General features: G+C 73.5%; 14 protein-coding genes. 10 read left to right on the forward strand and 4 right to left on the reverse strand.

Translation table 11 applies throughout. From position 1 onward, the window contains the following. Nucleotides 1-23: 23 nt before the first annotated feature. From ACLWS4_RS17290 to ACLWS4_RS17315, 6 genes are all read left to right on the forward strand, one after another. Complete coding sequence (locus ACLWS4_RS17290; RefSeq protein WP_049650647.1) at nucleotides 24-995, forward strand: carbon-nitrogen hydrolase family protein; 972 nt, start codon at nucleotides 24-26, stop codon at nucleotides 993-995. Continuing rightward, the gene (locus tag ACLWS4_RS17295) at nucleotides 992-2146 is read left to right on the forward strand and encodes a cupin domain-containing protein (protein WP_416874514.1); all 1155 of its coding nucleotides are present in this window, start codon (nucleotides 992-994) and stop codon (nucleotides 2144-2146) included. The genes ACLWS4_RS17290 and ACLWS4_RS17295 overlap by 4 nt, the downstream gene beginning before the upstream one ends. 17 nt (nucleotides 2147-2163) lie before the next feature. Next, nucleotides 2164-3078, forward strand: a complete 915-nt coding sequence (locus ACLWS4_RS17300) for a fumarylacetoacetate hydrolase family protein (RefSeq protein ID WP_416874515.1) — start codon at nucleotides 2164-2166, stop codon at nucleotides 3076-3078. A gap of 31 nt (nucleotides 3079-3109) precedes the next feature. Next, nucleotides 3110-3862 carry an Asp/Glu racemase gene (locus ACLWS4_RS17305; RefSeq protein WP_049650649.1) on the forward strand — a complete coding sequence of 251 codons (753 nt, stop codon included), beginning with the start codon at nucleotides 3110-3112 and terminating at the stop codon, nucleotides 3860-3862. Between the two features lie 156 nt (nucleotides 3863-4018). Next, nucleotides 4019-4879: a PaaX family transcriptional regulator C-terminal domain-containing protein gene (locus tag ACLWS4_RS17310; protein WP_416874516.1), complete on the forward strand. Its 861-nt coding sequence runs from the start codon at nucleotides 4019-4021 to the stop codon at nucleotides 4877-4879. After that, nucleotides 4876-6501 (forward strand): amidohydrolase, encoded by a 1626-nt coding sequence (locus ACLWS4_RS17315; RefSeq protein WP_416874517.1) that lies wholly within the window; start codon nucleotides 4876-4878, stop codon nucleotides 6499-6501. Before ACLWS4_RS17310 ends, ACLWS4_RS17315 begins: the two co-directional genes overlap by 4 nt. Nucleotides 6502-6508: 7 nt before the next feature. Here the strand turns inward: ACLWS4_RS17315 and ACLWS4_RS17320 are convergent, their stop codons facing one another. Further along, complete coding sequence (locus tag ACLWS4_RS17320; RefSeq protein WP_416874518.1) at nucleotides 6509-7027, reverse strand: universal stress protein; 519 nt, start codon at nucleotides 7025-7027, stop codon at nucleotides 6509-6511. Nucleotides 7028-7202: 175 nt separating this feature from the next. Here ACLWS4_RS17320 and ACLWS4_RS17325 point away from each other — a divergent pair, with 175 nt between their 5' ends. The 3 genes from ACLWS4_RS17325 to ACLWS4_RS17335 all read left to right on the forward strand — a co-directional run bounded on the left by ACLWS4_RS17325 (nucleotide 7203) and on the right by ACLWS4_RS17335 (nucleotide 9525). After that, entirely contained in the window at nucleotides 7203-7844 is a 642-nt protein-coding gene (locus ACLWS4_RS17325; RefSeq protein WP_074004505.1) for an alpha-ketoglutarate-dependent dioxygenase AlkB, read from the forward strand. A 121-nt stretch (nucleotides 7845-7965) separates the two neighbouring features. Then, nucleotides 7966-8751, forward strand: a complete 786-nt coding sequence (locus ACLWS4_RS17330) for a VOC family protein (protein ID WP_416874519.1) — start codon at nucleotides 7966-7968, stop codon at nucleotides 8749-8751. A 162-nt stretch (nucleotides 8752-8913) separates the two neighbouring features. Continuing rightward, nucleotides 8914-9525, forward strand: a complete 612-nt coding sequence (locus tag ACLWS4_RS17335; protein ID WP_416874520.1) for a hypothetical protein — start codon at nucleotides 8914-8916, stop codon at nucleotides 9523-9525. A 78-nt stretch (nucleotides 9526-9603) separates the two neighbouring features. Here the strand turns inward: ACLWS4_RS17335 and ACLWS4_RS17340 are convergent, their stop codons facing one another. From ACLWS4_RS17340 to ACLWS4_RS17350, 3 genes are all read right to left on the reverse strand, one after another. After that, the gene (locus ACLWS4_RS17340) at nucleotides 9604-10515 is read right to left on the reverse strand and encodes a carbohydrate ABC transporter permease (RefSeq protein ID WP_387975720.1); all 912 of its coding nucleotides are present in this window, start codon (nucleotides 10513-10515) and stop codon (nucleotides 9604-9606) included. A gap of 44 nt (nucleotides 10516-10559) precedes the next feature. Next, nucleotides 10560-11537, reverse strand: coding sequence for a carbohydrate ABC transporter permease (locus ACLWS4_RS17345; protein WP_049650656.1), 978 nt, complete (start codon nucleotides 11535-11537; stop codon nucleotides 10560-10562). A 209-nt stretch (nucleotides 11538-11746) separates the two neighbouring features. Continuing rightward, on the reverse strand, nucleotides 11747-13057 hold the full coding sequence (locus tag ACLWS4_RS17350) for an extracellular solute-binding protein (protein WP_387975723.1): 1311 nt from the start codon (nucleotides 13055-13057) through the stop codon (nucleotides 11747-11749). A 324-nt stretch (nucleotides 13058-13381) separates the two neighbouring features. Between ACLWS4_RS17350 and ACLWS4_RS17355 the strand changes: the two genes are divergently transcribed. Then, nucleotides 13382-14188, forward strand: coding sequence for an IclR family transcriptional regulator (locus ACLWS4_RS17355; RefSeq protein ID WP_049650658.1), 807 nt, complete (start codon nucleotides 13382-13384; stop codon nucleotides 14186-14188). The last annotated feature ends 94 nt before the right edge of the window (nucleotides 14189-14282 follow it).

Below are 14282 nucleotides of genomic sequence, written 5' to 3' on the forward strand. Positions count from 1 at the left end.
CCCCCGAGGAGGGACGAGGAACCATGCCCGACCTGCCCCGCTTCACCGCCGCCGCCGTCCAGGCCGCCCCGGTCTACCTGGACCCGGCCGCCACCGTCGACAAGGCCGTCGCGCTGATCCACGAGGCGGCCGGGCACGGCGCCGAACTGGTGGTCTTCCCCGAGGTCTTCGTGCCCGGCTACCCGTACTGGAACTGGACGATGAACCCGGTGCAGGGCTCGCCCTGGTACGACCGGCTGTACCGGGCCGCCGTGGACGTCCCCGGCCCGTACGTCGACACCCTGCGGGCCGCGGCCCGGCAGGCCGGCGTGGTGCTGGTGATCGGGGTCAACGAACGCGGCCGGCCCGGCCTCGGACCGCTGTACAACACCCTGCTGATCATCGGCGCGGACGGCGAACTGCTCGGCGTGCACCGCAAGCTGGTGCCGACCTGGGCCGAGAAGCTGACCTGGGGGCAGGGCGACGGCAGCACCCTCACGGTGCACCCCACCGCCGTCGGCCCGCTCGGCGCGCTGGCCTGCGGCGAGAACACCAACCCGCTGGCCCGCTTCACCCTGCTGGCCCAGGGCGAACTCGTCCACGCCGCCTGCTACATCGCGCTGCCGGTGGGCCCCGAGGACTACGACATGGCGGACTCCATCGCCCTGCGCACCGCCGCGCACTGCTTCGAGGGCAAGGTGTTCTCGGTCGTCTCCTGCTCCACCGTCTCCCCCGAGATCGTGGACCTGATCGCCGGCGACGACCCGCGGCTCCGCAAGCAGCTCGCCCGCCCGCACAGCGCCCTGTCCGGGATCTTCGGCCCGGACGGCCGTGCCGTCACCGAACCGCTGGTGGACGAGGAGGGCATCGTCTACGCCGAGATCGACCTCGGCCGCTGCGTCCAGCCCCGGCAGATGCACGACATCGTCGGCCACTACAACCGCTTCGACGTCTTCCGGCTGCACGTGGACAACCGCCCGCTGCGGCCGTTGGTGTTCCCCGAGGAGGAGGCATGACCAGCCCCGAACGCACCCCCGGCCACGACGGTCACGGTAGTCACAACGGTCACGACGACGACCGGATCGGCCGGGCCAGGGTCACCGACAGCCCGGAACTGCTCGCCTACTACGAGGAGTTGGCCAAGTACCAGGCCGGTGCCCTGTGGACGGTCGCCAACGAGATCGAGCCCTGGTACCCGCAGCCGAGGTCCGTCCCCGTGCTCTGGCGCTACGCCGACCTCCGCCCGCTGGTGCACAAGGCCCTGCCGCTGGTGAAGGCCGACGACGCCGGGCGCCGGGTGGTGATGCTGGTGAACCCCGGCCGCCGCGAACTGAGCGCCGCTGTAGGCCTGTTGTACACCGGGCTGCAGATCATGGGCCCCGGCGAGGCGATGACCGCGCACCGCCACCAGGCCTCCGCACTGCGCTTCGTCCACGAGGGCACCGGCGCCTGGACCGTCGTGGACGGGCAGAAGCTCAAGGTCGGCCCGCGCGACTTCGCGATCACCCCGAACAACACCTGGCACGAGCACGGCAACGAGGCCGACGACGCCCCGGTGATCTGGCAGGACGGCCTGGACATCCCGCTGGTCAACACCCTCGACGCCAACTTCTACGAGGTCCACCCGGAGCTGTACCAGCGGCCCGGGCCGGTCACCAACTCCTCGCTGCTCAGCTACGGCGGCAACCTGCTGCCGTACGGCGTCGAGAAGTGGACCCGCCCCTACTCGCCGCTGTTCGGCTGGCCCTGGGAGCCCAGCTACCACGCGCTCTGCCGACTCGCCCGCGCCACCGAGGGATCGCCCTTCGACGGCGTGGTCATGGAGTACACCAACCCCGTCACCGGCGGCCCGGTGATGCCGACCATGTCCGCCCACCTGCAACTGCTGCGACCGGGCCAGGCCACCCGCGCCCACCGGCACACCGGCTCGGTGGTGTACACCGCGGCCAAGGGGCGGGGCGCCTCGGTGATCGCCGGCCACCGCTTCGAGTGGCAGCGGGGGGACGTCTTCGTCGTCCCGTCCTGGGCCTGGCACGAGCACGCGAACCTCGACCAGGGCGAGGACGCCTGCCTGTTCTCCTTCAACGACTTCCCGGTGATGCACGCGCTCGGCCTCCACCGCGAAGAGGCCCACCCGGACGGGCAGCAGCCCACCACCACCGCCTGACCAGGAGCCCCACCGCCATGCACCTGTTGACCTTCCGAATCGCCGACCCCGCTGCCACCGCCGAAGCCGCAGCCGCCCCGCGCCTCGGCGCCCGGCTCGACGGCGACCGGGTCGCCGACCTGACCTCCCTGGCCTCCGCCGCCGGTGCTCAACTCCCGCCCGACCTCCTCGGGTTGATCCGCGCCGGGGAACCGGCCCTGGCCGTCGTCCGCGAGCTGCTCGCCGGCTCCCCGGCCACCAGGCCGCTCGCCGAGGTCTCGCTGTGCGCGCCGCTGCGCCCCGGCAAGATCGTCGGCGTCGGCCTCAACTACGTGGAGCACGTGGCCGAGTCGCACCGCACCCTGGACACCGACCGCGAACTCCCCGACCGCCCGGTGCTGTTCGGCAAGCCCTCGACCGCCGTCACCGGCCCGGGCGGGCCCATCCCGCACAACGCCGACCTCACCAAGCAGCTCGACTGGGAGTGCGAACTCGCCGTGGTGATCGGCGCGCCCGCCTTCCGGGTGGCCGAGGCGGAGGCGCTGCGGCACGTGTTCGGCTACAGCATCGTCAACGACATCAGCGCCCGCGACCAGCGCCGCTCCGGCCAGTGGTTCTTCTCCAAGGGCCAGGACGGCTACGCCCCCTTCGGCCCGGTCGTGGTGACCGCCGACGAGATCCCCGACCCGCAGCGGCTCGACCTCTCGCTGAAGGTCAACGGCGAGCCGCGGCAGGACTCCAACACCCGCCACATGCTGTTCGGCGTCGCCCGGCTGATCGCCGACATCTCCTCCGGCGTCACCCTGGAACCGGGCGACGTGATCGCCACCGGCTCCCCCTCGGGCGTCGGCGCCGGGATGGTGCCCCCGCGGTTCCTCCAGCCCGGCGACCTCGTCGAGGCCACCATCGAGCGGATCGGCACGCTCGCCAACCCCGTGGTCGACGCCCGCTGACCAGCCCCGACCGGAAAGGACCGTCCGCCCGATGACCACCTACCGGATCGGCCAGATCGTCCCGAGTTCCAACGTCACCATGGAGACCGAGGTCCCCGCCCTGCTGCGGGCCCGCGAGGCGGTCGCCCCCGAGCGGTTCACCTTCCACTCCAGCCGGATGCGGATGACCAGGGTCACCCCCGAGCAACTGCGCGCCATGGACGCCGAGTCCGACCGCTGCGCCGCCGAGCTCTCGGACGCCCGGGTGGACGTGCTCGGCTACGCCTGCCTGGTCGCGGTGATGGCCACCGGCCACGGCTACCACCGCGAGGCCGAGCGGCGGCTGCACCTGCGCACCATCCAGAACGGCGCCCCCGCGCCCGTGGTCACCAGCGCCGGCGCCCTGGTCGCCGGGCTGCACGAACTCGGGGCCGCCAAGGTCGCGATGGTCACCCCGTACCTGCGGCCGCTGGCCCGGACGGTGGTCGAGTACCTCGCCGCGGAGGGCATCGAGGTGCTCGACCACGCCGCCCTGGAGATCGCCGACAACCTCGACGTGGCCGCCCACGACCCGGCCCGGCTGCCCGCGATCGCCCGCGGTCTCGCCCACGCCGGGGCGGACGCCGTGGTGCTCTCGGCCTGCGTACAACTGCCCTCGCTGTCCGCCGTCGAGGAGGCCGAGCAGCAGCTCGGCAAGCCCGTGGTCTCGGCCGCCGTCTGCACCACCCACCAGCTGCTGCGGGCCCTCGGCCTGCCCGCCTTCGCCCCCGGGGCCGGGACCCTGCTCTCCGGCGCCTACGCGTAGCGGGCGGTAGCGGTACGCGCAGGAGGCGTCACCCGTAGCAGGTGTTCCGTGCGCTTCCCGCCGGATCGGCGCATCCGGCAAAGATCGGCAAGACCCTTCCGATGTCCCGCACCCTCGTTATGATCGCCACCAGTCGCCGGGGAGGAGGGCCCGCGCATGTCCGAGAACGCACCCCGGCCGAGCTCCCTGATCAACACCGTCTACGGCGAGTTCGTCCGCCGCCTCGGCGGCTGGATATCCATCGCCGACCTGATCGCCCTGCTGGCCGAGCTGGACGTCGACGGCCCGGCCGTCCGCTCGGCGACGTCCCGGCTGAAGAAGGCCGGCACCCTGCTCCAGGAGCGCCGCGGCGGAACCGGCTACCGGCTCGCCCCGGCGGTGGAGCCGGTCTTCGAGGAGGGCGACCGGCGGATCTTCCACAGCCTGGAGCCCGCCGCACTCGCCGACGGCTGGGTGGTGGCGGTCTTCTCGGTGCCCGAGTCCGCCCGCGCCCACCGCCACCAGCTGCGCTCCCGGCTGAGCTGGCTCGGCTTCGGCAACGCCGCCCCCGGGGTCTGGCTGGCGCCCGCCCGGCTGCTGCCGGACGCCCGCCGGCTGCTGGACCGGCTCGGGCTGAGCGCCTACGTCCACCTGTTCCTCTCCGCCGAGTACGCCGGCTTCGCCGATCTCCGGACGGCGGTGGCGAGTTGGTGGGACCTCCCGGCGATCGAGGCGCAGTACGCGGCCTTCGCCGACGCCTGGCACCCGGCCGCCGAGGAGCGGCGCGACCGGTCGCCGGTCGACCCGGCCGAGGCGTTCCGCGCCTACGTGCCGATGCTCACCCAGTGGCGCCGCCTGCCGTACCTGGACCCGGGGCTGCCCGCGCAGCTGCTGCCCGCCGGCTGGAACGCGGTGCCGGCCCGCGCGGTGTTCACCGAGTTGCACGGACTGCTCGCCGAGCCCAGTCTTCGGTACGTCGAGAAGGTCACCGGGCTGTCCCGCCCCCCGGTGTGTCCGGCGATCCAGGAGCCGCAATGACCGACCCCGCCCCCGTCCCCGCCGACCTGCTGATCCGGGCCGCCGCCGTGCACACCCTGGTGCCCGGCGAGCCGCCCCGCCGGGCGGTCGCCGTCACCGGCGGCCGGATCACCGCCCTGTCCCCCGCGCCCGACGGCCTGGACGCCCTGGTCGGCCCGGCCACCGAGGTGGTGGACGCCCCGGGCTCGACGGTGCTGCCCGCCTTCGACGACACCCACACCCATCTGGTCATGGCCGGGCACAGCGTCCACGGCGTGCCCGTCCACCGGGCCCACGATCTGGCCGGGTTCCTCGCCCTGATCCGCGAGCGCGCCGCCCGCACCCCCGCCGGGGAGTGGATCCAGACCACGGTCAACTGGCAGGAGGTACTGCTGGCCGAGCAACGGATGCCCACCACCGGGGAGTTGGACGCGGCCACCGCGGACCACCCGGTGCTGGTGCGCCGCGGCGCGTACAACATGGTACTCAACTCGGCCGCGCTGCGGCTGGCCGGGATCACCGAGGCCACCGAGGCACCGCCCGGCGGCGTGATCGAGCGCGACCGGCACGGACGGCTCACCGGCCGGCTGGTCGACCGGGCGGTCGAGCTGGTCGAGCGGGTGCTGCCGCGCCCCACCCTCGCGGAGCGGATCGAGGGCCTGCGCGCCGCCTCCGCCGACTTCGCCGCCACCGGCATCGGCACCGTCCGCGACTGCCTGGTGCCGGTCGAGGACCTGGAGGTGCTGGACGCCGCGCGGGCCGGGGGCGCCCTGGCCGTCCGGGTCCGGGCGCTGGTCTCCGGCTTCGCCGCCCGCACACCGGAGCAGGTGGACGCGCTGCTGGAGCGGATGGACGCCTGGCGCTCCGCCGGCCGGGACGACGGCCGACTGAGCCTGTGGGGCGTCAAGTTCGGCATCGACGGCGGTTTCGAGGCGGGCGCCGTGGAGGAGCCCTACCGGGGGCAGCCGTGCTACCACGGCCGGCTGCTCTGGGAGCCGGCCGAGCTGCTCGCGGCGGTGGACCGGGTGGTCGGGCGGGGCTGGCGGGTCGGCGTGCACGCCTGGGGCGACCGCGGGCTGCGGGTGCTGCTGGACGTCTTCGAGCAGGTGGCCGCGCGCCGCCCCGGCCTGCCGCCCGGTACCCTGGTGGTCGAGCACGGCGGCCTGGCCCGCCCCGGACAGCGGGCCCGGGCGATCGCCCTCGGCATCCCGGTGACGGTCCAGCACCCGCTGCTGCACGACGGCGCGCTCACCCAGCAGCGGGCCTGGGGCGAGGAGCGCACCGCCGCGCTCTTCCCGCTGCGCGAGTGGCTGGACGAGGGCGCGCTGATCACCGGGGGCTCGGACTTCCCGGTCGGCCCGTACGGCGCGATGGTGTCGGTCTGGGGCATGACCACCCGGGGCACCACGGCCGGGGTGGTCGGCCCGGAGCACGCGATCGGCCGGGCCGAGGCGGTCGCCCTGCACACCGTGAACGCGGCCCGGCTGACCGGCGAGAGCGCGGTGCGCGGCAGCCTGCGGCCGGGGGCGTTCGCCGACCTCACGGTGTGGCCGGTCGATCCGCTGGACTGCCCGGTGGACGCGCTGCGCGACCTTCGCCCCACCCGCACGGTGGTCGACGGCCGTACCACGCACCGGAGTTGACGGGCCGTCAGGCCGCCGCGAGCTCCCGCAGGTCGATGCCGCGGTGCAGCGCGCGCAGGTCCTCGTGCAGCGTGGACGGCGGAACGGCGAGCACCCCGCAGCGGGCCCGGGCCAGGCACTGCCGGGTGACCGAGCGGCGCGTCAGCCCGCGCAGCCTGACCCGCAGGCCGCCCTGCTCGCCGGTGCTGACCACCAGCAGGTCGCCCGGACGGTCGGCGAGCCCGGTCAGCACCGTGGCGGCATCGCCGCGCACGACCAGCGGCCGCACCGGCACGCCGATCGGCAGACCGCCGAAGGCCTGCTCCAGCACGCTCGCCATCCGCGCCTCGGCGAGCTCCTGCCAGGCGCGCAGCAGCGGCGGGCACGGCCGGGCCCGGTAGTTGCGCTCGCCGCCGACCGGCGTCCAGGCGAGCACCGGCACCAGCACCGCCTGCCGGACCCGGGCCTCCTCGGCCGCCCGGTGCAGGGCGGTCAGGCTGTGCAGGGAGCCGCTGACTCCGACGATGACGCGGGCGCCGTCCGACATGATCCTTCACTTTCCGATGTCAAAACTCTTCAATGTCTGCGATTAGGTTGCCATACTCCCAATTTGGCCTGCAAATCGAAGGCATTAACTGAATATCACCGTGCATCGCTCGGCATACCCATGCCCTGGGCGCAATATTCGAGCACCTGTTCGAACTAGGGCGTACGCTGACCCCATGCACGGCACCGTCCACCTCCAGCCCTCGCTGTTCGACGACACCGACCGCGGCGGCGTCCGCCTCGGCCCGCTCGACGGCCTGCGACGGCAGCCGCTCGGCGACGGCGCCTGGCTGGACCTGCTCCCGGGCTGGCTGCACGGGGCCGACGAGCTGTTCGAACAGCTGGCCGCCACCGTGCCCTGGCGCGCCGAACGCCGCGAGATGTACGAGCGGACGGTCGACGTCCCGCGCCTGCTGGCCTCCTACCCGGCGCACGCCGAACCGCCGCACCCGGTGCTCGGCCTGGCCCGGGCCGCCCTGAGCGACCACTACGCCCGGGAGCTGGGCGAGCCGTTCCGCACCCTCGGACTCTGCTACTACCGGGACGGCCGGGACAGCGTGGCCTGGCACGGTGACCGGATCGGGCGCGGCGCCCGCGAGGACACCATGGTGGCGATCCTCTCCGTCGGCGAGCCGCGCACACTGGCGCTGCGGCCCCGGTCCGGCGGCACGACCGTCGTCCGCCACCCGCTCGGCCACGGGGACCTGGTGGTGATGGGCGGCTCCTGCCAGCGCACCTGGGAACACGCGGTCCCCAAGACGGCCCGCCCGGTGGGCCCGCGGATCAGCGTCCAGTTCCGGCCGCACGGGGTGTCCTAGGCATCGTCGTCGGGGACGCCCGCTTGCCGCGCACCCGCCGGGCGCGGAGGCTGGCGGGTGGGGCCGTTGCTCCGGGCACCGGACGCCGGGCGCCGGACACCGGGCCCGCCAGGAGGACCGCATGCCGAAGCCGGGCAACTACCGCGCCGGGGTCCCGTGCTGGGTCGTGCTCACGACGCCGGACACCGCACGGGCGCAGGCCTTCTACGGCGCGCTGTTCGACTGGGAGTTCGTCCCGACCGGCCCCGCCGAGGCGGTGGCCACCCGGTACGGCGCCCAGGTCGCGGCCGTCGAACGGGCCCGGCCGAGCGACCCGCCCGCCTGGACCACCTTCCTCGCCTGCCCCGACCCGCTGCGCACCGCCGCCGCCGTCCGGGCCGCCGGCGGCCGCCTCGCCCGCGAACCGTACGAGGTGCCCGAGCAGGGCCGCGCCGCGCTCGCCGTCGACCCGCTCGGTGCCCGCTTCGGGCTCTGGCGGGCCGGCACCATCGACGGCGCCGGACTGGTCGACGAACCGGGCGCGTTCGCCTGGAACGAGCACCTCTCCCCCGACCCCGACGCCGCGCGGGCCTTCTACCGCCGGGTCGTCGGCTACAGCTACGACCGGCCGCGGGCGGGCCACACCCTCGCCCGGGTGGCCGGTCGGCCCGCGTGCAGCATCGGCCCCTCCGACCCCTCCAGCCCCTCCGGCCCGGGCGCCGGTTCGGAGGGAGGCGCACGCTGGCTGGTCCACTTCGCGACCGAGGACACCGACCGCGCGGCCGACCGGCTGCGCGCCCTCGGCGGCGCCGTCGTCACCGGTCCGGCGCCGGGGCCGTTCGGCCGCACCGCGCTGGTCCGGGACGACGCCGGCGCGGAGTTCGTGCTGGTCGCCGTCCCGGCCAGCGACTCCGCGGCCGCGGCCTGAGCCCGGGCCGCCGACGCTCCCGCCCTTCACCCGGGGAGCCGGCGAGGCCGCTGCCGTCCCGTCAACTTGCCTCTACGGCAAGAAGATTCGGTACGACCCCACCGCCCGAGGGCGGCCGGACCCGCCGACCCGGCTGTCCGTTGCGCCCGCTACCGTGCTGATATGAGTTCCTTCCTGCGCGCGTACCTGGTCGACCCCGCGGAGCTCCGTGCCCGCGTCGGCAGCGGCGACGACGGAGCGGTCGACGAGGCCCTCGCGTACTTCGGCCCGTCCCTGGACAGGTCCGACGAGCACTTCGCCGACGAGATCGCGCAGGGCGCCCCGACCGCCCTGGAGGCGCTGCGCGCCGTGGTGCACGGCGGGCCCTTCTCCGGGAACGAGGACCACGCCTTCCAGTACGGCTACGCGTACCGGCGGCTGTGCTGGCTGGTCGGGCAACCCCTGGAGGTCGACTCCTTCGGCCCGTTCCGGGGCAACTGGCTGGAGGTGGTCGACGACGGTCTGAAGGCGTACGGGATCACCGCCGTCTCGGTCGCGGACTTCCAGTACGGCGGCGGCCTTCCTGCCGGACTCCCCTTCTGCGCGGTGCCGTCCTGCGGCACCTGGTCGGCCGGGGACTGCGGGCAGGCGCTGGACCGGTTCGACCGGGCCGGGCGCGAGGGCCGCGCCCCGGTGCCGGAGCGCGAGGTGGCCGAGGCCGTCGCGGAGGTCGTCGGCTGGCTCCGGATCGCGCGGAGCCGGCAGGGCACCGACATCGTCGGCTTCGTCTCCTGAGCCGGTCGGCAACCCCTGTACGACGGCGGGAGTCCCGTACAACGACGGGACTCCCGGCCGCTCCGCACGCGCGGGCGATCAGTCCTTCACCGCACCGGCCAGCCCGGAGACCAGCTTGCGCTGCACCGCGATGAAGAAGATCAGCACCGGCACGGTCATCAGCGTGGACGCCGCCATGATGCCGCCCCAGTCGTTCTCGTCCGGCTTGAAGAAGACCAGCAGCGCCGAGGGCAGCGTCTGGTTCTGGGTGGCGCTGATGATGAAGGTCTTGGCGAAGACGAAGTCGTTCCACGCCGCGATGAAGGAGAACACGCTGGTCGCGGCGAGGCCCGGGGCCACCAGCGGCAGCAGGATCCGCCACAGGATGCGGGTCCGGCCCGCCCCGTCGATCTGCGCCGCCTCCTCGATCGAGACCGGGACGGCCGCGACGAAGCCGCGCATCATCCAGATCCCGAACGGCAGCGAGAACGCCAGCTGCACCAGGACCAGCGAGGCCAGGGTGTTCAGCCCGATGCCCGGGGCGAACCGTCCGGCGTCGCGGAACATGAAGAACAGCGGGATGGTCAGCGCCTCGACCGGGATCATCTGGGCGATCAGGAACATCACCATGATGGTGGTGCGGAACTTGAACCGGAACCTGGTCACGGCCACCGCCGCCAGGAAGACCACGATCGCCGACAGCACCACCACCGACAGCGCGACCACCAGGCTGTTCCCGAAGTAGCGGGCGAAGCCGTCCACGCTGAGCACCTGACGGAAGCTCTCCAGCGTGGGGTGGGCGGTCCACGGCCTGGGGTCGAGCGACTGGATCTCGCCCTTGGGCTTGAAGGCCGAGAGCACCATCCAGAAGATCGGGAAGGCGGTGACCACGGCCAGCACGATCGCGCCGCTGTTGGCGGCCAGCCGCCACCGGCCGCGGGTGTTCCGGCCCCGGGTGTTCCGGGGGCGGCTCGCGTCCTGGGGGCCGCCGGTGTTCCGGGCCGGCTTCACGGCCGGAGAGTTCGCCGGGGAGTTCGCCGGGGAGTTCGCCGGGCTCACAGTTCGTTCCCCGTCCGTCGCAGGGTGCGGATGTACAGGACCGTCGGGATCACCAGGATCAGCAGCATGATCACGCCGATCGCCGCGCCCAGCCCGTACTGCGAGGAGGCGAACGCCTTCTGGTACGCGTACACGTTGAGCACGAGGTTCTGGCCGGCGATGCCGCCGCCCTCGGTCATCACATAGATCTGGGTGAAGACCTTGAAGTCCCAGATCACCGACTGGATCACCACGATGGTCAGGATCGGGCGCAGCATCGGTGCGGTGATCCGGCGGAAGGTGGTCCAGGTGTTGGCGCCGTCCAGGGCGGCCGCCTCCATGATCTCCTCCGGGATGGCCCGGATGCCCGCGTAGAGGGTGACCATCACGAACGGGTAGGAGTGCCACACCACCACGGCGCCGACGATCAGGAACGCCGTCCACTTGTCGTAGAACCAGTTGAACTCGTGGAAGCCGGAGAGTCCGAGCCCCTCCAGGGTGTGGTTGACCAGTCCGAGGTTGGTGTCGAACAGGAAGCTCCACACCGTCGAACCGGTCATCGCCGGCGCCGCCCAGGCGGCCATCGCCGCGGTGGTCAGCACCAGCCGGGGCCACCGGCCGACCTTGGTGAGCAGCACCGCGAGGGTGGCGCCGACGGCCAGGGTGGCGACCACGCAGAACGCCGCGAAGCCGATGGTCTGGAACAGCACCGTCCAGAACTGCTCGTCCTCGAGGATCTTCGAGTAGTTGCCGAAGCCGACGAAGGAGGTCGGGGCGCCGCCCGAGGCCTGGGCCTGGCCGAAGTCCAGTACGGACAGCAGGCCGAGCTGGTAGATCGGGTAGGCGACCAGCGGGATCAGGATGACCGCGGCCGGCAGGAGCAGCAGCAGCGGGGGCCGCCGGCGCCGGCCGCCCGGGGGTGCGGCCGGCGCCCTTCCCCCACGGCGCCTCTGCGGGGAAGGCGGCGCCGGGGCGGTCGAGGTGGATACGGACACGTGCGGGACCTGCTCTCTGAGACGAACCGGGAGGGGGGCCGTCCGTACGCGGCCGGGGGCCGGCGGTGCGGCGCCGGTGGCTCGGTGCCGGCGGCGGTGACTCGGTACCGGCAGCGCCGGTGACTCGCTGCCGGCGGCGGTGACGGTGGCGGTGACTCACATGCCGGCGGCGGCGGTCGTGGCGCGCCCCCGCCGCCGGCGGTCGGCCGTCAGTGCGCGGCGAAGGCCGAGGAGACCTGCGCGGCCGCGTCGCCCGAGGCCTTGGCCACGTCCGCCTTGCCGGTGACGACCTGCTGGAGCATCGTCGGGATCACCGCCTGGGCGTCGATCTGCGCCCACGCCTGGTCGAGCGGGACGAACCTGGTGCCGGCCGCGATGGTGTCGGTGAAGGGCTTCAGGAACGCGTCCTTCGCCGCGACCTTGCCGCTGACGGACTTGAGCGTCGGCAGGTTGCCCATCGCGTCGTACATCTGCTCCTGGTACGCGGGGCTCGCCAGCAGTTCGGCGAACTCGACGGCCAGCGTGCGGTGCTTGGCCGCCTTCATCACGCCCAGGTTGTTGCCGCCGGCGAAGGCCGGGGCGATCGAGCCGGGCTTCTCGCCGGGCAGCGGCACCACGCCGTACTTGCCCTTGACCGCGCCCGCGTCCACCTTTCCGCGGTTGGAGTTGAGCAGCACCGCCATCGCCGACTTGCCGGCCGCGAACAGGTCGACGGTCTTGCCGCCGGTCAGGTCCGCGCACTGCTGGGCGGGGCAGCCGTCCGCGCCGAAGAGGTCGGTGTAGCGCTTGATCCCGGCCTGCGAGGCGGGCGAGTTGATCGCCGCCTTGAACGCGGCGCCGTCCTTGGTGGCGATGTCGCCGCCCGCGTCCCAGACGAAGGGCAGCGCGGCGAAGGTGTACTTGCCGCCGACGGCGATGCCGAAGGTGTCCGGGTGCGCGGCGTGGATCTTCTGGTTGGCGGCGACCAGTTCGGCGTACGAGGTCGGCGGGGTGAGGCCGGCCTCGGTGAACAGGTCGGTGCGGTAGTACAGCGCGCGCACGCCGACCCACCAGGGCAGGCCGTAGGTCTTGCCGTCCACCACGGCGGTCTTGGCGATCGCCGGGTCGAGGTCGCCCTTGTCCTGCCACTTGTCCAGCTCGGTGGTGATGTCGGCGAGGCCGCCGGCGGCGACGTAGCCGGGCAGGTCGGTGTTGCCGAACTCGACCAGGTCGGGGGCGCTGTTCGGGTCGTTGAACGCGCCCTTCATCTTGGCCGCGCGGGCCGAGGCGTCGGTGTCGATGTAGCTGACGTTGACGGTGACGCCCTGGTGGGAGGCCTGGAAGTCGGTCACGGCCTTGGCGATCACGGCCTCCTTGGCCGCGTTGCCCGCCTCGTTGTACAGCCAGACCTGCAGCGTGCCGGTCCGGTCGTCGGCGGCCTTGTCGCTCGCCGGCGAGGCGGTGCCGGGGGCACAGGCGGTGGCGGCCAGGCAGCCGGCGGCGAGCACGACGGCTGCGGCGGTCCGTCCGATGAGTCGCATGGTGGAGACCTCCCCTCCCGACAGCTGCCGCCGAGACGTCCGCCGCGGGGACGGGCACGTCGAAGCAGGCCCTGACCGGGGCCGATGGTGGGTGAAGTGGTGGGGGTACGGCAGGGCGCAGCGCTCGGGTGGGGCGACGTCGCCTGCTCGATGGCAGGGACGTTAGGCGGGGGCGATCGGCGCCAACAAGAGGGAGTTGGGGAAAGTTTTGCACTGCACAACGTTGTATCGAAGATGAGGCGATCCCGTCACGACCGGGTACGTTCTGACAACCGCCGCCGACCTGCGGGGGAACACCGGCAGAACGACACAGGGAACGGACCCATGACGGAGACGGCGCCCAAGAAACCCGCGACCGAACGCAACCAGTCCTCCTCGCTGCGCCGCGCGCTCGCCGTCCTCGGCTACGTCCGCGACCACGGCGACGGGCGCGGCGTGCCGCTCGCCCAGCTCGCCGACGGGCTCGGCCTGAACAAGAGCACCGTGCTGCGACTGGCCGGCCCCCTGCTGGACGAGCACCTCCTCGACCGGGACCGCGAGACCGGCTGGTTCCGGCTCGGCCACGGCTCCCTGCGGCTCGGCCAGGCCTACCTGACCACCCTCGACCTGCGCAGCGTCGCCGCCGAACACCTGCGGCGGCTCCAGCGCGAGGCGGGCGAGACCGTCCACCTGACCGTCTGGCAGGCCCCCGGGATCGTCTACCTGGACAAGGTCGAGGACGAGACCAACGTCCGGATGGCCTCCCGGGTCGGCAGCCGGGCCCCCGCCTACTGCACCGCCACCGGAAAGGCGATCCTCGCCTGGCTGCCCGAGGAGGCCGTCGCCGAGGTGGTCGCGGCCGGACTGCGCCCGGTGACCGCCTGGACCATCGCCGACGAGCCCCGGCTCCGCGCCGACCTCGCCCGCATCCGCGCCCGCGGCTACTCGATCGACGACCGCGAGAACGAGCCCGAGGTCCGCTGCGTCGCCGCCCCGATCTTCGACCACACCGGCGAGGTGACCGCCGCCCTGTCCGTCTCCGGCCTCACCTCACGGATGACCGCCGCCCGGGTCCGCGCCCTCGGCCCGGTGGTCGCCCAGGTCGGCCTGCGGATCTCCCGCGAGCTGGGCTCCGACCGCCAGCCGTCCTGAGAACGCCTCGCCCCGAGAACGCCCCGTCCTGAACGGTCGTCCGGCGGTCACCCTGTTCCCGGAAACGCGGACAGGGCCCGGAGCCGAACGAACG

The sequence above is a fragment of the Kitasatospora sp. SC0581 genome, from assembly GCF_048159585.1.
Classification (GTDB): domain Bacteria; phylum Actinomycetota; class Actinomycetes; order Streptomycetales; family Streptomycetaceae; genus Kitasatospora.

What these genes read in the sequence shown, in the direction of transcription:
- ACLWS4_RS17290 (WP_049650647.1), top strand. Translation starts at nt 24, where the DNA reads ATGCCCGACCTGCCCCGCTTCACCGCCGCCGCCGTCCAGGCCGCCCCG.
- ACLWS4_RS17295 (WP_416874514.1), top strand. Translation starts at nt 992, where the DNA reads ATGACCAGCCCCGAACGCACCCCCGGCCACGACGGTCACGGTAGTCAC.
- ACLWS4_RS17300 (WP_416874515.1), top strand. Translation starts at nt 2,164, where the DNA reads ATGCACCTGTTGACCTTCCGAATCGCCGACCCCGCTGCCACCGCCGAA.
- ACLWS4_RS17305 (WP_049650649.1), top strand. Translation starts at nt 3,110, where the DNA reads ATGACCACCTACCGGATCGGCCAGATCGTCCCGAGTTCCAACGTCACC.
- ACLWS4_RS17310 (WP_416874516.1), top strand. Translation starts at nt 4,019, where the DNA reads ATGTCCGAGAACGCACCCCGGCCGAGCTCCCTGATCAACACCGTCTAC.
- ACLWS4_RS17315 (WP_416874517.1), top strand. Translation starts at nt 4,876, where the DNA reads ATGACCGACCCCGCCCCCGTCCCCGCCGACCTGCTGATCCGGGCCGCC.
- ACLWS4_RS17320 (WP_416874518.1), bottom strand. Translation starts at nt 7,027, where the DNA reads ATGTCGGACGGCGCCCGCGTCATCGTCGGAGTCAGCGGCTCCCTGCAC.
- ACLWS4_RS17325 (WP_074004505.1), top strand. Translation starts at nt 7,203, where the DNA reads ATGCACGGCACCGTCCACCTCCAGCCCTCGCTGTTCGACGACACCGAC.
- ACLWS4_RS17330 (WP_416874519.1), top strand. Translation starts at nt 7,966, where the DNA reads ATGCCGAAGCCGGGCAACTACCGCGCCGGGGTCCCGTGCTGGGTCGTG.
- ACLWS4_RS17335 (WP_416874520.1), top strand. Translation starts at nt 8,914, where the DNA reads ATGAGTTCCTTCCTGCGCGCGTACCTGGTCGACCCCGCGGAGCTCCGT.
- ACLWS4_RS17350 (WP_387975723.1), bottom strand. Translation starts at nt 13,057, where the DNA reads ATGCGACTCATCGGACGGACCGCCGCAGCCGTCGTGCTCGCCGCCGGC.
- ACLWS4_RS17355 (WP_049650658.1), top strand. Translation starts at nt 13,382, where the DNA reads ATGACGGAGACGGCGCCCAAGAAACCCGCGACCGAACGCAACCAGTCC.